Below are 20,130 nucleotides of genomic sequence, written 5' to 3'. Positions count from 1 at the left end.
TCAAACAAATGAAATTTTCCATCCATCTGGTACTATAGCGCTCATTATCCAGCCATATTTTCTTTTCTAGCGGGCCGAAGTAATGACCAATAATCCAACGCAATTAACCTTGTTACAGGACGAGATCCGTCGTCGCTATGAGACGCTGAGCAAACGCCTGAAGCAGGTGGCTCGTTATATCCTTGATAACAGTAACAGCATCGCTTTCGATACCGTTGCTTCCATCGCACAACATGCCGATGTGCCGCCCTCGACGCTGATCCGCTTTGCCAACGCCTTTGGCTTCAGCGGCTTCAACGAAATGAAACAGGTTTTCCGTCAGCACCTGATGGAAGAGACCGTTAACTATACCGAGCGCGCACGTCTGTTCCGCCAGACCGCCACCGACGACAGCGCCACTTCACCAGAGAGCCCGGCCGAAATTCTCAATGTCTTCACCATGGTCAACAGCCAGGCGCTGCAACAGCTGGCGATGCAGGTGAATCCGGACCAGCTCAACCGCGCGGTGAAAATGCTCGATGAAGCCGAGAACATCTACATCATCGGCCTGCGTCGCTCATTCAGCGTGGCATCGTATCTGGTGTATGCGCTGCGCCATCTGGAGCGTCGTGCGTTCCTGATCGACGGCCTCGGCGGCATGTTCACCGAGCAGCTGAGCATGGTGAACCCGAAAGACGTGGTGATCGCCATCAGCTATTCGCCATACGCGCGTGAAGCGGTGGAGTTGGTTGAGCTGGGTGCCAAACGTGGCGCGCATCTGATCGCCATCACCGACAGCCAGGTCAGCCCGCTGGCCGCCTTCAGCGATGTGTGCTTTGTGGTGCGTGAAGCGCAAGTGGATGGCTTCCGTTCGCAGGTCGCCTCACTGTGTCTGGCACAGACGCTTGCCGTGTCGCTGGCGCTGAACAACAACGTAACCAGCGAATAACTCTCGTAGGGTCGCCATTCATGGCGACCACCCAACAAAAAGGGCAGCCACCTGGCTGCCCTTCTTACATTGATGTGCAATCTACGAACGCGGATACTGGTCGCTGTTCACCCAGGCGTGATCTTTCTCCCAGGTAAATTTCCACAGACGTTTTGGACCCGCCATCACGTTGAGATAGTAGTTATCGTACCCGGCAATGGTTGCCACCGGATGATAGCCACGCGGCACCGTCACTACATCGCGGTTATACGGCGCCATGCACTCGTCGAGTGAACGGTCGTCGGTATAGACGCGCTGCATGGCGAAACCTGGCTCGGGATCGAAACGGTGATAGTAGGTCTCTTCCAGATAGGTTTCGTCCGGGCTGTTTTTCTGGTCGTGCTTGTGGCTGGGGTACGAACTGGTCGCGCCTTCATCGGTGTAAACTTCCACCACCAGCAGGCTGTCGGCCTCTTTATTGTCCGGCAGAATGTTGTGCACCAGACGCTGATTACGCCCTTTACCACGCTGCTCAACACCAACGTCTTCCGGCGCAATCAGTCGCGCCGGCAGGTTGCCGCTGCTCGGTGCATTACACACCGCCAGCTCCAGATCGCTATCCGCATACACTTCCACTTCGTCGTTATGCGGTACGTAAACTGAGTAAGGCGGAGTGCGTTCAAACGGCGACAGACGTTTACCCAGATTCGGAAACTCGGCGTGACGGGTTTTCACCGACGCAAAGCCCGCCACCAGCACCAGACACAACTCTTTGTCGCCGCTACTCAGCTTCAGGCTCTGCCCTTTTTTCAGCAGATAGGCATCAAAGCCGACATATTCCCAGCCCGCGCTTTCCGGCGTGATGTGCTGGATGCGGCCGTTGCTGTCGGGTTTTTGCGCTTTCGAAATCAGAGACATCCTGTTCCTCCTTGTTGAGCGAAATTAGCCCAGCGTCGGCATGCTGAACTCAGATACGGTCTGCTGGCCGCTCGGCCAACGCACGGTGGCGGTTTTCATGCGGGTGTAGAAACGCACGCCGTCTGGACCGTGCACGTTCAGCGCACCAAATACCGAACGCTTCCAGCCGCCGAAGCTGTGGAACGCCATCGGAACCGGAACCGGCACGTTGACGCCAACCATGCCAGCTTCGACGTTCTGCACGAACTCACGCGCGGTGTGGCCGTTGCTGGTGAAGATGGCGCTACCGTTACCGAATTCGTGGCTGTTAACCAGCTGCAGTGCGCTGTCGTAATCGCTGGAACGCATGATGCTCAGCACCGGCCCGAAGATCTCTTCGCGCCAGATAGTCATATCCGACGTCACATTGTCGAACAGCGTGCCGCCAACGTAGTAACCTTCTGCATGGCCAGCAACCTGAATGCCGCGGCCATCAACCACCAGCTTCGCGCCTTCCTGCTCACCTTTGTCGATGTAGCCTAGCACTTTCTTCTGGTGCGCAGCAGAAACCACCGGCCCCATTTCATTCTCTTCGGCACCTTTCTGGATGCCAGGACCGACGCGCAGCGCTTTGATCAGCGGCGTCAGACGCGCAATCAGTTTGTCTGCGGTGTCGTCACCCACGGCAACCACAACCGGCAGCGCCATGCAGCGTTCACCCGCTGAACCAAACGCACCGCCCATAATGGCGTTCACGGTGGCATCGAGATCGGCATCGGGCATCACGATGGCGTGGTTTTTCGCCGCGCCAAACGCCTGCACGCGTTTACCGTGGGCGCTGGCAGTTTTATAGATGTGCTCCGCTACGCCGGAAGAACCCACGAAGCTGACTGCGGCGATGCGCGGATCTTTGTACAGCTGCTCGGCATCTTCGTTAGACGAATGCACTACGTTGAATACGCCATCCGGCAGGCCCGCTTCTTTCAGCAGTTCGGCAATGCGCACAGATGCGGAAGGATCCAGCGCCGGAGGCTTGAGGATAAAGGTGTTGCCGCACGCCAGCGCGATGGGGAACATCCACAGTGGCACCATCGCCGGGAAGTTAAACGGGGTGATACCGGCGACAACACCGACCGGCTGCATCAGCGAATAGCTGTCAACGCCGGTGCCCACGCTCGGTGAGTTCTCACCTTTAATCAGATGTGGAATACCGCAGGCATACTCGATCACTTCGATACCGCGCGTCAGTTCACCCAGTGCATCGGACCACACTTTACCGTGCTCAGAGACGATCAGTGCCGCCAGCTCTTCGCGATGTTTTTCCATCAGCGCTTTAAAGTTGAACATCACACGGGCACGACGCAACGGCGCGGTTTTCGACCATTCCGGGAAGGCGGCATGCGCGACTTCAATCGCCTTTTCCACTTCAGCAGCGGTGCTCTGCGTCAGTTCACGCACGACTTTGCCGGTCGCCGGATCGTACACGGGAATGGTTTCATTGCTGGCGCTGTGGGTAATTTTGCCGCCGATAAAGTTTCCTACGATAGTCATGTCGTTGCCTCTTAGATGTGAAGTTCCCTGCAGATAGCCCGTTCGAACCGCGACGCTGCATGTGCAGGCAATACTTAAAGCGTGCTATGAAGCTACCGTAATGAAATGAATTTTTCAAATACTTCTTTTTGGAAAATTTCCTTTTAGCGGCATGGATCGCATTTTTTCCGCCTGCGCTGACAGCCGGGTGCAAATCAGCCTGTAGCGCTGCACTGCTGGCGCGAAAGGCTTGCTAAACCGCTCTGCCGCTAAGCCGTTGCGCGCACAGAATTTGTGTCTGAACTCCAGCTTCGACATGAAACGCGAAACGAAATATGAAATTTTTGCGAGGCAGATCCAATATCTGATATTTCATAATTCAATAATAATGAAATAAATGTTTTCTTTGCAGCACCTCATCCGTATCCGTTTACAGGAGCCGCACATGGCCATCGATCCGACTCGTTTCTGTATTAACCGTAAAATTGCGCCCAGGCTAACGCTGGAAGCCTTCTTTCAGCTGGTGCAGCGTCTGGGATTGAGCAAGGTTGAACTGCGTAATGACATGCAGAGCGGCAAGGTAACCGATGATCTCAGCGCGACGCAGCTCCGTGCGCTAACGGATAAGTACCATATTGAAATCGTCACGATTAACGCGCTCTATCCGTTTAACCGTGCCGATGAGGCGCTACTGGCTAAGGCCGACGCGCTGCTACAGGAAGCACAAGCCATCGGCGCAAAAGCGCTGGTGATGTGTCCGCTCAATGAAGGAATTGAGATTTCGCCCCAACAGACGCTGGAAGCGTTGCAGATACTGGCACCGCGCTTTGAAAAGTATGGCATTCAGGGGCTGGTTGAACCGCTGGGCTTCCAGGTCAGTTCGCTGCGCTCGGCGGTGCAGACGCAGCAACTGATTCAGCAAGCAAAAGTCCCGTTTAAGGTGCTGCTCGATACCTTCCATCATCACCTGTATGAGAACGCCGAAAACGAGTTCCCGCAGGAGATTGATATCAACCATATTGGTCTGGTGCATTTATCCGGGGTGGAAGATACCCGCCCAACGGCGCAACTGACCGATGAACAACGCATCATGCTCAGCGACCGCGATGTGCTGAACAGCGTGGCGCAGGTGAAACGTCTGAAGATGCTGGGCTACAAAGGCATTTACGCATTTGAGCCGTTTGCCTCATCGCTGGAGACGTGGAATACCGCTGAGATTGAACGCCAAATTCGCTACAGCATCGAGTTGCTGCAAGCCTGAAAACGAACCCTTATCTGTGTCTAATGACACATTTTGTTAGTGTTGGCCTCGGTCGGAGGCCTTTTTTTCATACCCGTTATATTTTAAGCCATAGCAGCGTTGGCTTCTCGTGCTCACCCCAGTCACTTACGGGCGTAAGCTCCTGGGGATTCTCACGCTTGCCGCCTTGCTCTGACGTAAACTATTTAGGGTATGCCTGAGTTCAATAGCAAAATTATGCATTCTCCTTAACCTCCACCATCGGCTCTTCCGGCATCCGCTTAATCATGCGCAGCGTGCAGAACAGCGCTAAACACACCAGCAGTGCGGTGAGGAAATAGACCAGCGACACGCCGGCATAACTCATGATGAAACCGGCGATCGGCCCGGTGATGCCCAGCGATAAATCCATAAACGCGGTATAGGTGGCGAGCGCGCTGCCCTGATTCTGCTGCGGCACCACTTTCACCGCCACCACGCCAATCGCCGGGAATACCAGCGAGAAACCCGCGCCGGTGAGGAACGCGCCCATCTTCGCCATCCACGGGTCGAATGAGCCGGCCACCAGAAACAGGCCCATCGCTTCTACCGCAAAGCAGATACTCGCCACGCGCAAACCACCGAGCTTGTTGATGGCATTCGGAAACAGCAGACGCGTGCCGACGAACGCGGCACTGAACATGGTCAACGCGAAGGCAGCGCCATCCCAACCTTTATCCTGATAAAACAGCGTGATAAAGGTGGCGATTACGCCAAATCCAGCGGAACCCATCGCCAGAATCAGGCCGAAACCGTACACCTTGCTCAGCACATCACGAAACGGCAGCGGCTTGGCTTTGCTGCCTTTCACCGGCGCACGCGGCAGCGCCAGCGCAATTGCCAGTACACAAATGGCGATGATGATGCTGGAGAGCAGCAGCAAGCCGCCGCTGCGGAAAATCACCACGCCGAGCGGCGCACCGATCGCCATCGCGCCATAGGTGACAATGCCGTTCCATGAAATCACCCGGCCAATGTGCAGCGAACCGACGCGCGCCACGCCCCACAGCGAGGTGCCGGTGCCGGAAAAACTCTGTCCGATACCCAGAATCACGCGCCCCAGACACAGCAGCACCAGACTCAGCACGCCCTGCCCGTCGCTGAGCGCCGACAGCAGAATACAGATGCCGCTCAGCAAACAGCCCACCAACCCCAGCACCACCACTTTTTTCGGCCCCCACAGATCGGCGAAGCGTCCCGCATGCGGGCGGCTTAGCAGCGTGGCGATGTATTGCAGGCTGATCACCAATCCGGCCCAGAAGGCGTTGTAACCCAGCCCGTCATGGACAAAGCCGGGCAGCACCGCCAGCGGCAAGCCGATGGTGAGATAGCTGGCGAAGTTGAACTTCACGATGGAAAGGATCAGTAAATTGAGGCGAAAACGACCGTGTTCAGGTGCGGCGGCAGGCGAGTCAGGCATGAGTGATTGCGCTCGTGGGTGACGGAATTTTTATAACAAGAGGATAACTATACGCCATTTGGTTTTATCCGCATCAGTGAAATGCCCAGTTTTATGGTCATCATTTCGTCATATCGCGCTCGTAGACTCGCCCCCAATCAAATCCCAAAGAGGATAACAATCTGATGACGCCCCTGATTTCTCAGGCGCGCGTGCGTAACGCTCACGCCTTCGCGGGAGGTGGCCGATGACGCATGCCGCGCTGCCTATTGAACTGAAAAATCTCAGATGGTCGGTGGATAACCTGACTATTCTGCACGATCTCTCCCTGACCATTCCCGCAGGCGAAATTCTGGCGCTGCTCGGCCCGAGCGGCTGTGGCAAAAGCACGCTGCTGAAACTGCTGGCGGGTTTGTTGCAGCCCACCGCCGGCGAACTGTGGATCGGCCAACGCTGCGTGGCCTCACCGCGCCACTGTGATGCGCCGGAAAAACGTAACCTTGGCATGGTGTTTCAGGATTACGCGCTGTGGCCGCACATGTCGGTGGCGCAAAACGTCGCCTTTCCGCTGCGTATGCGCGGCATGAAAAAAGCCGCCGCGTGGCAACAGGCCGATGCCGCACTGGCGCAGGTGGGCCTTGAGGATTTTGGCGATCGCAAACCGGCGCTGCTTTCAGGCGGCCAGCAGCAGCGCGTGGCGCTGGCGCGCGCGCTGGTGGCGAAACCGGCCATTCTGCTGTTCGACGAACCGCTCTCCAACCTCGACCGCGACCTGCGTGAAACTCTGGTTCACACCATGGCGGATTTGCTGCGCGCGGCGCGCATCACCGCTGTTTACGTTACGCACGATCGCGACGAAGCCAACACGCTGGCCGACCGCATCATTCACCTGGCGCAGGGCCAGATTGTTTCCGTTACTCACCTCTCAGGGGACTGCAATGCCATCTCTCAAGTCAGTTAAAACAGGAGCCATCAGCGCGATAATGTTGACTTCCGCCATAATGATCAACGACGCCCAGGCGCTGACTGTATACACCGCCGGTCCGGGTTCGCTGTCGAAAAGTCTTGCCGCCGGATTTGAAAAACAGACCGGCATCAAAGTGAATATTTTCCAGGCCACCACCGGCAAAGTGATGGCGCGTCTGGAAGCGGAACAGGCCAATCCGCAAGCCGACGTGCTGATCTCGGCTTCGTGGGATACCGCCGAAGATCTGCAACAGCGCGGCTGGCTGCTGCCGTTCAACAGCGCCAACGCGGCGAAGGTGCCGGATCAGTTCAAAACCGCCAACTATGTCGCGCAAGGCATTTCCGCGCTCGGCATCGTGTGGAATACGCAAAGCAACACGCCAGAGCCGAAAACCTGGCAGGATCTCACCGCGCCCGCCTTCAAAGATAACGTCACCACGCCGGATCCGGCGCTGTCTGGCGCGTCACTCGATCTGCTGATTGGCCTGCAAAACAGCGAAGGCGAAAAAGCCTGGCAGCTGTTTGACCAGCTGAAAGCCAACGGCATGGTGATGAGCGGCCCCAACGCGCAGGCGGTGACGCCGGTGCTGCAAGGCGCGAAAGCGGCGGTGTTTGGCGCGGTCGATTACGTCACCTATAACAACATCGCGCAGGGCGAGAGCGTGAAAGTGATCTTCCCGGAAAACGGTACCGTGGTCGCACCGCGTCCGATGATGATCCTGAAAAGCAGCCAGCACCCAGACGATGCGAAAAAGTTCGTTGATTACGTGCTGTCAGATGAAGGTCAGGAGCAAGTAGCGAAAGCCTGGCTGATGCCGGCGCGTACCGATATCAAAGCGCAACGTCCGCTGTTTACCGAGATCAAGTTATTGCCGACTAATCAGGATGGCAGCAGCGAACGTTCGGCGGTGCTGAAGCGCTTTGGCGCCCTGTTCGGACAGTAAGCGATGTCGCGTGCCCTGAATGGCGTGATTCTGCTGGCGTTATTGCTGCTGGTGGCGCTGCCGCTGCTGTTTATCGTGCTGCAAGCGTTATTTCCCTACTTCGGCGAAGGCAGTTGGCGCGGCGCTTTTAGTGCTTTTCCGGCGCTGCAGGACGATCCGCAACTGGCAGCGATGTGGCTGGGCACGCTGAAAATCGGCGGCGGCGTGGCGCTGTGCAGTTTGCTGCTGGGCTTGCCGCTCGGCGCACTGCGCGGCCTGTTCCGCTTGCCGGGCGCGGCGCTGTGGGATCTGCTGTTTCTGATCCCCTTTCTGACGCCGCCCTATATTGTGGCGCTGTCATGGACGCTGGCGCTGCAACGCAACGGTTATATCGAACAACTCACCGGCATCAACTTCGACAGCCTGCTGTTTAGCAGCAGCGGCATGATTGGCGTGATGACGCTGAACATCTTCCCGGTGGTCTATTTCGCGGTGTCGCGTTCGCTGCTGGCCAGCGGGCAACGTCTCGCCTGGGTGGCGCGCGTGCATGGCGCATCGGCGTGGCGCGGCTTCTGGCACATCACCTTGCCGCTCACCTTACCGGCATTGGCGGGCGGCGTGCTGTTGGCGTTTACGCTGGCGATTGAGGAGTACGGCGTGCCTGCGGCGCTCGGTGCGCAGGCGAAGTTGACGCTGATGACCGTCGGTATTGAAACCAAACTCGCCGACTGGCCGATTGATCTGCCTGGCGCGGCGTCGCTGTCACTGATACTGAGCCTGATGGCGCTCACGGCGTGGCTGCTACAGCGCAAACTGACCGGCAGCAGCGATGTGACGGCGGTTGGTGGCAAACCGGTGAGTCAGGAACTGGCGCATGCGGGACGCTTACAAATCTTAATGCTGCTGCCGTTTGCTGTCACCGTGCTGCTGGCGGTGGTGCTGCCGCTCGGCGCGATGACCCTGAGCGGCTTGCTGAATACGCTCTCCGGCGGATTACATCTGAGTAATCTGACGCTACGCCACTTCGGCGCGCTGTTCAGCCAGCAAGGCGATGCGCTGGCGGCCTTCTCCACCAGCATTGGCCTGGCGCTCGGCGCGGCGCTGCTGACCGGCGCGCTGGGTTTTCTGATCGCCTGGCGCGTATCGGAAGGGAAAACCCGTTTGCTGGCGATGATGGATGGCCTGGCGCTGCTGCCTGCGGCGATGCCCGGCGTGGTGGTGGGCGTGGGGTTGATTCTGCTGTGGAACCGCGGTTTCTGGCCGGTTTCGCCCTATAACACGATGTTTATTCTGCTGTTGTCGTACAGCTGTTTGCTGCTGCCGTGGCCGGTGCGCTATGTCAGTAGCGCGCTGCGCCAGCTGGCACCAACGCTGGAACCGGCGGCGCGCGTGCACGGCGCATCACGTTTGCAGGCGCTGCATCTGATTGTGCTGCCGCTGGTCGCGCCCAGCTTGCTGGCGGCGATGATGATGGTGTTTGCCGTAGCGTCGCGCGAGCTGGTGACATCGCTGCTGCTGGCTCCGGCAGGCACGCAAACCGTGGCGATCTTTATCTGGCGTCAGTTCGAACAGGGCTCGGTGGGACAAGGTATGGCGATGGCCACGCTGACGCTGCTCGCCAGTTTGAGTTTGATGTTAGCGGCCACCGTGCTGATGCGGCGTCAGGCCCGGTGATGATAATGACGGTCGCCATAAATGGCGACCCTACGACCAGGACTTCTCTTTATCTTAAAAAACAGATGGTTAATTTTCATCAACTACACTCTCCTGAGAAATTTTGTCTCAGGAGAGAGAATGAATAACCTGCTTCAGGAAAAAATTGGCCAGAACATCCTGGTAAAACTGGCGATGCTGGTGATTATTCTGGCGGGCATTCGCGCCGCCTCGGACATTCTGGTGCCCTTCTTACTCGCCAGCTTTTTAGCTATTGTGCTCAATCCGCTGGTTACGATGCTAATGCGACGCGGCGTCAAACGTGGCCTGGCGATTACGCTGGTGATCACCGTGATTTTTATCGTCGTACTGTTACTCATTGCTGTACTCGCCAGCTCGGCCAGTGACTTCAGCGATACCTATCCGCAAATCCGCGCCATGCTGGAGCAGAAACTGGCGGTGGTGCAACATTTTGCCGCGCGTTTTCATATCAACATCTCTACCGAAGCGCTGGCTGCGCGCCTCGATCCCAACGTGGTGATGGACATGGCAACATCGGTGCTAAAACAGCTGTCCGGCGCGATGACCAACGTCCTGCTGCTGATCCTCACCGTGGTGTTTATGCTGTTTGAAGTGCGTCATCTGCCGTACAAGATGCGCAATGCGATGGTTAATCCACAAATCCGCATCGCCGGTCTGCACCGCGCGCTGAAAGGTGTGACGCACTATCTGGCACTGAAAACCCTGGTGAGTTTGATTACCGGCGTGGCCGTTTGGCTGTCGCTGCTGCTGCTCGGCGTGAAATTCGCGCTGTTCTGGGGCGTGGTGGCGTTCATCCTTAATTTCATCCCCAACATTGGCCCGATCATCGCCGGTATTCCGCCATTTATTCAGGCGCTGGTGTTAAATGATATTTATGACGCCATGCTGGTGGCGGCGCTGTTCAGCGCGATTCATATGGTGTTCGGCAACATGCTGGAGCCAAGATTGATGGGGCGCGGGCTGGGACTCTCGACGCTGGTGGTGTTTCTGTCGTTGATTTTCTGGGGCTGGCTGCTGGGTCCGGTCGGCATGTTGCTGTCGGTGCCGCTCACCAGCGTGACCAAGATTTTGATGGAAACCACGCCGGGCGGAAGCCGATTGGCGATTATGTTGGGTAATGGACGGCCGGGCAAACGGGCGCGGTAATAACCAGGTCGCCGTAATGCTGGTTTTCGTAGGGTGCGCATTTATGCGCACCAGGTCGCCATGAATGGCGACCCTACGCCGCTTATTGAAACACGCTGTTATCGGTAATCGCCTGCACATCGACTTTGTTTGGCAGGATATTCAACTCGCTGAACAAGTCCGACACCTTCTGCACCTTCGCCACATCATCTGGCGTCACGCCACGCACGCCGTGGGAAATACGCGCAGTAATCTGCTGCGCGTCCGCCGGTTGCAGGCGCGTTAACTGCGCATACACCTCGTTATACTGCTGCGGATGCGCCAGCGCCCATTCGCGCGCTTTGGCCAGACGATGGGTGAAATCCGCAATCGCCGCGCGCTTGGCGGGATCGTCGAGCGAGCTTTGCGTGGCGGTGACAAACGACAGCGCGGTTGTCAGCCCTTTGCCGTCACGCAGCAGACGCGCGCCATGTTTTTCCGCAATGCCTAAATAGGGATCGAAGGTCGCCCATGCGGCAATCTGCCCGGAGTTAAACGCCGCGCTGGCGTCGGTTGGCAGCACAAAACGCACCGGCACCGTATCACGCGGCACTTTCGCCTCTTCCAACGCCTCATACAGCAAGTGCTGCGAGATACTGCCGCGCGCCGACGAGACAACAACCTGCTTGCCAGCCAAATCTTTCACGCTGTGGATCGGCGAATCGGCAGGGACGATCAGCCCGTTCGAACCGGCGTCACCGACGTTGGTGGCGATGATCTTCAGCGGCACGCCGCCCGACGCCGCCATCAGCACCGGCAAATCACCGGCGTACGAGGTGTCCACCGCGCCGGCGCGCTGCGCTTCAAACAGTGGCGCCGCGCCCTGGAAATTCGCCCAGCGATATTGATAAGGCGCGTCTTTCATCACATCTGCCGCTTCAATTAGCGAACGCAGATTGCGCGCCTGATCGCCCAGCACCAGCGTGACTTTACTCAAATCAGGCGCCGCCTGACTGCCAAACGCCGCGCACAGCAGCAGCGCAGAAATTACCGGTTTCAGCCATTTCATCGGGGAGATTCTCAGAGTGCGTTGCGGTTGAGCTGGCGGATGTAAGCATCCCAGTGCAGCTGATATTTGCGATTGCGAATGCTGTTATCAAACGCCTGCGCGGCTTTCTCGGAAACGGCGTCCGGCAGAATGATCAGATCTGCGCCGCCCGATTGTGCCGCCAACTGTGCCTGGCAGGCGCGTTCGAGGTAATAGAGGTTGTAGAAAGCTTCTTCAATGCTGCCGCCACTGGTCAGCAGGCCGTGATTGCGCAGGATCAGCGCGTTAAGATCGCCGAGATCGGCAACGATGCGCTGCTGCTCGTCGAGATCCAGCGCGATACCTTCGTAATCGTGATAGCCGAGGCGATTATGGAAACGCGTGCTGTGTTGCGAAATCATCAGCAAGCCGTTTCGCTGTGCCGAAACGCCAATGCCGGCCGCGGTGTGGGTGTGCAGCACCGCATGGGCATCTGGCCGCGCGCGGTGAATCGCACTGTGAATAACAAATCCGGCAAGGTTAATTCCCAGCCCGGTTGGGTCGTCGATAATATTGCCGTCGATGTCGATTTTTACCAGCGTTTCCGCCTGGATTTCATCGAAGGTTTGCCCGAAAGCGTTGATAAGAAAGTGCGGCTGATCGCCCGGTACGCGCAGGGAAAAGTGGGTGTAAATATGGTCGGTCCAGCGTAGCTTCGCCGCCAGATGATAAGCCTGCGCCAGCTTGGTACGCGCCTGCCATTCGCCTTCGCTGATGCGCTGCCGTAGTGATGTGACATCCAGGGTTTCCGTGCTCATTTCCGCTCCTCATTTCAGGTCAATGTGCTTACCTAACATCGTGGCATAGCGTTTTTGCCGCTGGGAAATGCCAATAACGGCAAAACATTGTCATTAAACGCAAAGTGAGATTGATCATTGACCTGTATCAGACCGGTTTAATCTTAAATCGCTACCCTACACAGCCCTGTGAAAATGGTATGCTGCTGACGCCGCAAGCGCAGCTTAAACCGACTGAGGATTGTCTGGTGCCACTGAAAAAACGACATCACGATTTTGATTGGGTCTTAATCGTTTGTGCCGGGTTGCTGCCGTTGGTGCTCGGCATCCTTTGTACGGCCATCGAAGCGCGCCACACCGTCAGCCAACAGCAGATCTCAACCGCCAATACCTTGATTACTCAGGCTGAAAAGATGAGTGACAACGCCTGGAATATGATCACTGAGATGCGCCAGTATCAGTACCAGCCTTGTGCCAAAATCGAAGATCAGCTGCAGCGCGCCGGTACGCTCAATCCCTATTTTCGATCCATTGGGATTTTGAAAGGCAATGACATTACTTGCTCGTCCGCCTTTGGTCTGCGACATGGCACCTTGACCGAGATGATGATGCAGCCGCCGCCGATAACCGGCAAAGCCTGGTGGAGCATTTCGGTGCGCGGCACCATTGGCGTGCCGAATCGTCCGGCGGTGGTGTTTATGCGTCAGCTTCCCGATACCAGCGGTTTTTGGGCGGTCATCGACGGCCAATATTTGATGGATTTCATGAACGCCATTGGCGGTTCACGCGGTTACCACATGAGCTTGCAATTTAGTGGCGGTGCGGTGATTGCCAGCGGACCGACTGACATGCAGCCAAAGCTGTATATGAAAAGTGAATCTTTTCAGGCCGACTCCAGCCGCTATCCCATCACCGTTAATGTAACCGTTCCGGCTTCTGAGCTGCTCAAAGCCTGGCGTCAGGCGCTGTTTATCTTCCTGCCGATGGCGGCGATTTTCTCGATTCTGCTGATGATCCTCACCGCCAACTGGCTGCGTCGCCGTATTTCCTGGCACGATGAAATTGCCCGCGCCATCCGCGCCCGCCAGTTCTCAGTGCATTATCAGCCGGTTTACAGCAATACCTTGCACGCCTGCGCCGGCGCTGAAGCCTTGCTGCGCTGGCAGCGGCCCAACGGCGACATGATTCGCCCGGATATCTTTATCAGCGCCGCTGAAGCCGAAGGCATGATTGTGCCGCTGACACAGCATTTGCTGGAGTTGATGGCGGAAGATATTCAGAGCTGGCAGGTCGAACCCGGTTTCCACATCGGGCTGAATCTGGCAGCGGAACATCTGCAACATGCTGATTTTGTAGCGGATATCGAGCAGTTCGCAGCGCGCATTAAAGATAAAAATATGATTATTACGCTGGAGCTGACCGAACGCAGCCTGATTGAAGATGGCGAAATGGTGGCGTGTAAGCTGCGTCATTTGCGTGCGCAGGGCATGAAGGTGGCGATCGATGATTTCGGCACCGGTCACTGTTCGCTGACCTATCTGCTCACCTTCCCGCTCGATTATTTGAAAATCGATCGCGGCTTTATCAATGCGATTGAAGGCCTCGACGTGGAAACGCCGGTGCTGGACGCGATTATTAATTTGTGCCACAAGCTGGAACTGGATGTGCTCGGCGAAGGCGTCGAGACCGCAACACAATTTGAGTACCTGCGGCAGCGTGGTGTGATATTTATTCAGGGCTACTATTATGCCCGTCCGCTGGATAATGACCGGCTGCGTGCCTGGCTCAGCGAGCAAGGGCACAAGCCACTTCTCGTTGAGGAACATCATGAGCCTGAACTGCATCATTCTTGATGATTACCAGAACGTCGCCCAGTCGCTTGCCGATTGGGCATCGCTCGCCCCACTTGTGCAAACCACTTCCCTGACTGAACATCTCGCCGACCAGGATGAACTGGTTAAGCAGATCGCCCACGCTGATATTTTGGTAGTAATGCGCGAACGCACGCCGCTCAGCGCCGAGCTGATTGGCCGCTTGCCTAATCTGAAAATGGTGGTCACCTCCGGCATGCGTAATGCTTCCATTGATTTGCATGCCTGCGCGGAACGCTATATCGCGGTATGTGGCACCGCCAGCAGCAGTGCGGCACCACTGGAACTGACGTGGGGATTGTTGCTGGGACTGGCGCGCCATATCGTGCCGGAGAATCAGGCGCTGCGCAGCAACGGCGCGTGGCAGCACACTTTAGGCATGAGCCTGCAGGGCAAAACGCTGGGATTACTCGGACTGGGTAAAATCGGCGGCGAGATGGCAAAAGTGGCGCAGGCGTTTGGGATGCGCGTGTGTGCGTGGAGCCAGAATCTAACCGCCGAGCGCGCCGCCGAGTGTGGTGTAGAACGTTCGCCATCGCTGGCTGCGCTGCTCAGTAGCAGCGATGTGGTGTCAATTCATCTGGTATTGAGCGAGCGCTCACGCCATTTGCTTGATGCAGCGGCGCTGGCGCAGATGAAGCCCGGCGCGCTGCTGATTAATACTTCGCGCGCCGGCATTGTCGATCAACAGGCGATGATCGCCGCACTGCAGTCGGGTCAGTTAGCCGGTGCGGGATTGGATGTGTTTGAACAGGAGCCGCTACCCGCCGATCATCCGCTGCGTCAGCTGCCGAACGTGCTGGCGACGCCGCATCTCGGCTATGTCGCCGACAGCAATTACCGCACCTACTTCACGCAGGCGGTGGAAGATATTCAGGGATGGTTGACGGGTGCGCCGCTGCGCTCGCTACTCTGAACGGCCTGCGCGCCGTTTTTCCGCAATACGCAGCGCCACTTCGAGGCTGTCTTCCGCCAGCGCGCCATTCGGCACATCGCGCTGGGCGTTAAGACGTTGATTAATGCGCTCCAGCGTCGGCGTTAACTGTCCCACTAATTGCTGATATTCATCAAGCTGCGTGATGGGTTGGTTACGTGCGATGCTGGTTTGTGTCAGCCGTTGCAGCTGACGCAAGCTCTCGGTCGCCTGGCGGGAGAGTAATCCGGCCTGACGCCAGCTTTTCAGGCGCTGCAGTAGTTCATCGGGTTGTTGCACCAATAATGCCAGCTGCGCATCTGCCCGCTCGCCACAGTTAATCCACGCCGTCGAGGTGCTGGAAACCGCAGCCGTACGCGGTGCCGCAGGCACAAGATTGATAAGATTGCTTTCTACACTGTCGATCATCGACAGCCAGGGATTCTTAAAAGACTGGGCGTTTATCCTCGACATGAACACTCCACCAAAGCACGGCGGCAGAGTATTACCCAATGTTTTGGAGCTGGCAAGCAGAGGTTGCCGCCCCGCTTAATGGTAAGTTTTTCTTATTTATTTGCGCAACTCTCAGCTATGGCAATAAAGCCGCGGCATACCAGAATAATTGATTATTTGATCGCCATTGGGGAGTTGATACATCTGATAAAAATCATTATTCGCTTCCCGCCCTGAAGTGAAAAGAACCTGTGCCGCGAGTGCGGCAGGCACCGTATCATTGGCCATAATCTGCACCTGATGCGTATTCACCAGCATAAAATCACCCTGCCGATGCCAGCTATAATCAGACACCCGATTCAACTGGTAATGGCGATCGCGAAGCGTAATGGTGCCGGTCAGGATTGAACTGCCGCTGCCATCAGCTTTAAAGCGATTTCGTACTGTGGCGTTAATCACGCCCGCCGGCATCGCTTCATTCTGGATACGATAGGGAAATTCACACCATTCCGGCACCGGTTCGGCTGGACGCACCAGTAGCACCAACGCCCACGGCAAGATAAATGCAACAACAATGGCCATAACGAGCAATGATTTACGCATCGGGTAACTCCTGAGCAGATACCATCCACGATAGACACTCATTGTTCTTTTGCGACATCGGCCTGGCGCAGATAAATGTGCTGGTAAACACGCGCGTGCGCGACCGGTTGATATACAGCAGTGACGGTATCGAACCATCCGCCAGACGCGGTTTTAAGTCGCGATAGCGGCGCAGGGCATCCTGGACGGCAAAGGAGTTCGGCATCAGACTTTCCGCGATAAACACCTGCGTTTTCGCTTCGTGCCCGTAAGATTTGTAGTTGGTGCCTTGATGGTCGCTCGGGGCTAACTCGTGGCGCGCGACCAGCGCTAGCACTACATTAAAAAGCAAAAATCCCGCCAGCAATCCGCGCAACAGCCAGGATTTTTTCTTTACTACCGCAGCCTGTACTAGCGGTTCAGGCTGGGCGTCAATAGGCGCCTCAACCTTTGCTGCAATAGGCACACTGTCACTGTAGGGTTCAACATCTACCTGCTCCGCCAGCACGCAGCCAATCAGCGGAACCTGATGAATCAAGGCGCCCGGTGCGTGAGCAAGGAGTGCCCGACGGTTAATCTCGGCAATCGTCGTGGTGAGGCTATCGGCAAAGGGTATCTCAGAGCGTTCACGCTGAAACAGGACATGCAGCGCCTGATTGCGTACCAGTTTCCCCTGCGCATTTAACACACGACGTAACACCGCACTTTGCAGCGGCGTTAATGCCACGCGTTGTGCAGGAGAATTGAGGGGATAAAACACCTGTTGGTCGGCATCAAAACAGAGACTTTTGGCAAATAAAGCAAAGCGCGCCATATGAAACCTGATTTCCAAAAAAGCAACTTACGTAAGTATATGTAGTTTCACCACAAGACGCACGCTCACGGCAGCTTGTAACGTGATTACGCTCCGCTTTTTTGGCGCGTTTAAGCCACAGCATTAGCTAAAAAATAAGCAGTTAATGGTGAAAACATGACAAATATCACACTAAATCGGTATACTCTGTCGCGGTTGGCAATCATTACCCCCCTAATAATTGCCCGGCAGGCCAGGGAAAAAGCGTTATTTCCCGGCTATGCTTTAATTTTCTCAACGCCGCGGACTGTTGGCATTGTTTGAGTCCGCAGCGTTGAGGATTTTTCGAATTCCAATACAGGGTATCTGCATGAAACTACGTAGGAAGCGTGTAAAACCTATCGGGATTGATGATGTCACGATTATCGATGACTCCCGTTTACGTAAAGCCATTACCGCAGCTTCGCTGGGCAACGCGATGGAATGGTTTGATTTTGGTGTTTATGGCTTTGTGGCTTACGCGCTGGGTAAGGTGTTCTTCCCGGATGCTTCACCAAGTGTACAGATGATTGCTGCACTGGGTACGTTCTCGGTTCCGTTCCTGATTCGTCCACTCGGTGGTTTGTTCTTCGGCATGTTGGGCGATAAATATGGTCGCCAGAAAATCCTTTCTATTACCATCGTTATCATGTCGATCAGTACCTTCTGTATCGGCTTGATACCCTCTTATGCCTCCATTGGCATCTGGGCACCGATCCTGCTGCTGTTGGCAAAAATGGCGCAGGGCTTCTCGGTCGGCGGTGAATACACCGGCGCATCAATCTTTGTTGCCGAGTATTCTCCTGACCGTAAGCGCGGCTTTATGGGCAGCTGGCTTGATTTCGGCTCCATCGCCGGTTTTGTGCTGGGTGCGGGTGTCGTGGTACTGATCTCCACCATTATCGGTGAAGAGAAATTCCTTGAGTGGGGCTGGCGTATTCCCTTCTTTATCGCGCTGCCGCTGGGCATTATTGGTTTGTATCTGCGTCATGCCCTGGAAGAAACGCCGGCGTTCCAGCAGCACGTTGACAAGCTGGAACAAGGCGACCGTGAAGGTCTGCGCGACGGCCCGAAAGTGTCGTTTAAAGAGATCGCGACCAAACACTGGAAAAGCCTGTTGGCTTGTATCGGTCTGGTGATTGCCACCAACGTGACCTACTACATGCTGCTGACCTACATGCCGAGTTACCTGTCGCATAACCTGCACTACTCGGAAGATCACGGCGTGTTGATCATCATCGCTATCATGATGGGTATGTTGTTTGTGCAGCCAGTAATGGGCATGCTGAGTGACCGCTTTGGCCGTCGTCCGTTTGTCATCATCGGCAGTATCGCCCTGTTTGCCTTCGCGATTCCGGCCTTTATGCTGATTAACAGTGGCGTGCTGGGTCTGATTTTTGCCGGTCTGTTGCTGATGGCTGTGATCTTAAACGCCTTTACCGGTGTAATGGCATCCTCGCTACCTGCGATGTTCCCAACCCACATTCGCTACAGCGCATTGGCAAGTGCCTTCAATATTTCGGTACTGATTGCCGGTCTAACGCCGACATTCGCTGCTTATTTAGTGGAAGCCACCAACAATCTGTATATGCCGGCTTACTACCTGATGGTTGTCGCGGTGATTGGTTTGATTACCGGTATCTTCATGAAAGAGACCGCCAACAAGCCGCTGCGCGGTGCCACGCCAGCCGCGTCGGACATGGATGAAGCACGTGAGATCCTGCAGGAGCATCACGACAACATCGAGCAGAAAATCGAAGATATTGATGACGAGATCGCCAAGCTTGAGGCGAAACGTAAAAACCTGGTGCAGCAGCATCCGGACATCAACGAGTAATCTTCCCTACTCCCGCCGCCCGGCGGGAGTTTTAGTTTCCGCACACAATCCTTCATGCACAGCCGCGAAAAGGGGTAAACTATTGCCACTTTTTTAACCTGTATAAGTTGTAGAGCATGTCTGAATTTAATCTGATCCAGCGCCCAAGAAGGCTGCGCAAAAGCGCGTCAATGCGCGAAATGTTCCAGGAATCCAACCTAAGCATCAACGATTTGGCACTGCCGATTTTCGTTGAAGAAGGCGTGGACGATTATGTGCCCATTAACGCCATGCCGGGCGTGGTGCGTATCCCCGAGAAACGTTTAGCCTATGAGATCGAACGTATCGCCAAAGCCGGCATTCGTTCAGTGATGACCTTCGGTATTTCCCACCACACCGACGCCACCGGCAGCGATGCCTGGAATGAAAACGGTTTAGTGGCGCGTATGTCACGTATCTGCAAAGACACCGTGCCAGAAATGATCGTGATGTCTGATACCTGCTTCTGCGAATACACCAGCCACGGCCATTGCGGCGTGCTGTGCGATCACGGCGTCGATAACGACCAAACGCTGATCAACCTCGGCAAGCAAGCCGTGGTTGCGGCACAAGCCGGCGCAGACTTTATCGCTCCTTCTGCCGCGATGGATGGTCAGGTGAAAGCCATTCGCCAGGCGCTCGACGCCGCAGGCTTCACCGATACCGCCATCATGTCGTACTCGACGAAGTTCGCCTCCTCCTTCTACGGCCCGTTCCGTGAGGCCGCAGGCACCGCGCTGAAGGGCGATCGTAAGACTTACCAGATGAATCCGATGAACCGCCGTGAAGCGCTGCGCGAGTCGCTGCTTGATGAAGCGGAAGGTGCAGATTCTCTGATGGTAAAACCGGCTGGCGCTTACCTCGATATCCTGCGCGATATCCGCGAACGCACCACGCTGCCGCTGGCGGCGTACCAGGTGAGCGGTGAGTATGCGATGATCAAATTCGCCGCGCAGGCGGGTGCCATCGACGAACGTAATGTGGTTCTGGAAAGCCTTGGCGCGATAAAACGTGCCGGCGCGGATCTCATTTTCAGCTATTTTGCCCTTGATCTCGCTGAGCAAAAAGTGCTCTGATTATCGTTACGCCTGGCATCGGAC

The 20,130-nt window shown here is 56.1% G+C and carries 18 protein-coding genes; 10 read left to right on the top strand and 8 right to left on the bottom strand.

Annotated elements, in window-relative coordinates; all coding sequences use genetic code 11:
• Positions 1 to 82: 82 nt before the first annotated feature.
• Positions 83 to 928 (top strand): MurR/RpiR family transcriptional regulator, encoded by an 846-nt coding sequence (locus K5Y30_RS21700; protein ID WP_008107943.1) that lies wholly within the window; start codon positions 83 to 85, stop codon positions 926 to 928.
• Positions 929 to 1,009: 81 nt separating this feature from the next.
• Here the strand turns inward: K5Y30_RS21700 and iolB are convergent, their stop codons facing one another.
• Positions 1,010 to 1,825, bottom strand: a complete 816-nt coding sequence (gene iolB, locus K5Y30_RS21695; RefSeq protein WP_192236964.1) for a 5-deoxy-glucuronate isomerase — start codon at positions 1,823 to 1,825, stop codon at positions 1,010 to 1,012.
• Between the two features lie 24 nt (positions 1,826 to 1,849).
• Positions 1,850 to 3,355, bottom strand: coding sequence for a CoA-acylating methylmalonate-semialdehyde dehydrogenase (locus K5Y30_RS21690; protein WP_222186018.1), 1,506 nt, complete (start codon positions 3,353 to 3,355; stop codon positions 1,850 to 1,852).
• A gap of 424 nt (positions 3,356 to 3,779) precedes the next feature.
• Between K5Y30_RS21690 and K5Y30_RS21685 the strand changes: the two genes are divergently transcribed.
• A complete protein-coding gene (locus K5Y30_RS21685) occupies positions 3,780 to 4,595 on the top strand; it encodes a TIM barrel protein (protein WP_222213351.1) in 816 nt (271 codons plus the stop codon).
• A gap of 214 nt (positions 4,596 to 4,809) precedes the next feature.
• Here K5Y30_RS21685 and K5Y30_RS21680 read toward each other — a convergent pair whose 3' ends face one another.
• On the bottom strand, positions 4,810 to 6,033 hold the full coding sequence (locus K5Y30_RS21680; RefSeq protein WP_222213349.1) for an MFS transporter: 1,224 nt from the start codon (positions 6,031 to 6,033) through the stop codon (positions 4,810 to 4,812).
• Between the two features lie 226 nt (positions 6,034 to 6,259).
• On the opposite strand from K5Y30_RS21680, the gene K5Y30_RS21675 reads away from it, so the two are divergent.
• The 4 genes from K5Y30_RS21675 to K5Y30_RS21660 all read left to right on the top strand — a co-directional run bounded on the left by K5Y30_RS21675 (position 6,260) and on the right by K5Y30_RS21660 (position 10,742).
• Positions 6,260 to 6,973 (top strand): ABC transporter ATP-binding protein, encoded by a 714-nt coding sequence (locus K5Y30_RS21675; RefSeq protein ID WP_222213347.1) that lies wholly within the window; start codon positions 6,260 to 6,262, stop codon positions 6,971 to 6,973.
• A gap of 22 nt (positions 6,974 to 6,995) precedes the next feature.
• Positions 6,996 to 7,922, top strand: a complete 927-nt coding sequence (locus tag K5Y30_RS21670) for an ABC transporter substrate-binding protein (RefSeq protein ID WP_370634231.1) — start codon at positions 6,996 to 6,998, stop codon at positions 7,920 to 7,922.
• Between the two features lie 3 nt (positions 7,923 to 7,925).
• Positions 7,926 to 9,575: an iron ABC transporter permease gene (locus tag K5Y30_RS21665; protein ID WP_222213343.1), complete on the top strand. Its 1,650-nt coding sequence runs from the start codon at positions 7,926 to 7,928 to the stop codon at positions 9,573 to 9,575.
• 120 nt (positions 9,576 to 9,695) lie between these two features.
• Entirely contained in the window at positions 9,696 to 10,742 is a 1,047-nt protein-coding gene (locus tag K5Y30_RS21660; protein WP_101762704.1) for an AI-2E family transporter, read from the top strand.
• Positions 10,743 to 10,824: 82 nt separating this feature from the next.
• Here the strand turns inward: K5Y30_RS21660 and K5Y30_RS21655 are convergent, their stop codons facing one another.
• The gene (locus tag K5Y30_RS21655; protein WP_222213341.1) at positions 10,825 to 11,769 is read right to left on the bottom strand and encodes an ABC transporter substrate-binding protein; all 945 of its coding nucleotides are present in this window, start codon (positions 11,767 to 11,769) and stop codon (positions 10,825 to 10,827) included.
• A gap of 11 nt (positions 11,770 to 11,780) precedes the next feature.
• Positions 11,781 to 12,545, bottom strand: a complete 765-nt coding sequence (locus K5Y30_RS21650) for a class II aldolase/adducin family protein (RefSeq protein ID WP_222186011.1) — start codon at positions 12,543 to 12,545, stop codon at positions 11,781 to 11,783.
• Between the two features lie 227 nt (positions 12,546 to 12,772).
• On the opposite strand from K5Y30_RS21650, the gene K5Y30_RS21645 reads away from it, so the two are divergent.
• Together K5Y30_RS21645 and K5Y30_RS21640 are read left to right on the top strand one after the other, a co-directional pair.
• A complete protein-coding gene (locus K5Y30_RS21645; protein ID WP_222186010.1) occupies positions 12,773 to 14,377 on the top strand; it encodes an EAL domain-containing protein in 1,605 nt (534 codons plus the stop codon).
• Complete coding sequence (locus K5Y30_RS21640; RefSeq protein ID WP_222213339.1) at positions 14,352 to 15,311, top strand: D-2-hydroxyacid dehydrogenase family protein; 960 nt, start codon at positions 14,352 to 14,354, stop codon at positions 15,309 to 15,311. Before K5Y30_RS21645 ends, K5Y30_RS21640 begins: the two co-directional genes overlap by 26 nt.
• Here the strand turns inward: K5Y30_RS21640 and K5Y30_RS21635 are convergent.
• From K5Y30_RS21635 to K5Y30_RS21625, 3 genes are all read right to left on the bottom strand, one after another.
• Entirely contained in the window at positions 15,303 to 15,782 is a 480-nt protein-coding gene (locus K5Y30_RS21635) for a hypothetical protein (RefSeq protein ID WP_222213337.1), read from the bottom strand. The two genes, K5Y30_RS21640 and K5Y30_RS21635, sit on opposite strands and share 9 nt — an antisense overlap.
• Positions 15,783 to 15,893: 111 nt before the next feature.
• On the bottom strand, positions 15,894 to 16,364 hold the full coding sequence (locus K5Y30_RS21630; protein WP_222186007.1) for a hypothetical protein: 471 nt from the start codon (positions 16,362 to 16,364) through the stop codon (positions 15,894 to 15,896).
• Positions 16,357 to 17,157, bottom strand: a complete 801-nt coding sequence (locus tag K5Y30_RS21625; protein ID WP_222213335.1) for a hypothetical protein — start codon at positions 17,155 to 17,157, stop codon at positions 16,357 to 16,359. Before K5Y30_RS21625 ends, K5Y30_RS21630 begins: the two co-directional genes overlap by 8 nt.
• Before the next feature lie 349 nt (positions 17,158 to 17,506).
• Between K5Y30_RS21625 and proP the strand changes: the two genes are divergently transcribed.
• Both proP and hemB read left to right on the top strand, forming a co-directional pair.
• Positions 17,507 to 19,012: a glycine betaine/L-proline transporter ProP gene (gene proP, locus K5Y30_RS21620; protein WP_101762711.1), complete on the top strand. Its 1,506-nt coding sequence runs from the start codon at positions 17,507 to 17,509 to the stop codon at positions 19,010 to 19,012.
• Between the two features lie 116 nt (positions 19,013 to 19,128).
• On the top strand, positions 19,129 to 20,106 hold the full coding sequence (gene hemB, locus K5Y30_RS21615; protein ID WP_008108163.1) for a porphobilinogen synthase: 978 nt from the start codon (positions 19,129 to 19,131) through the stop codon (positions 20,104 to 20,106).
• Positions 20,107 to 20,130 lie beyond the last annotated feature (24 nt).

This window comes from Pantoea sp. DY-5 (assembly GCF_019795955.1).
Classification (GTDB): Bacteria; Pseudomonadota; Gammaproteobacteria; order Enterobacterales; family Enterobacteriaceae; genus Pantoea; species Pantoea leporis.
This window is presented reverse-complemented; position numbering and strand designations above follow the sequence as displayed.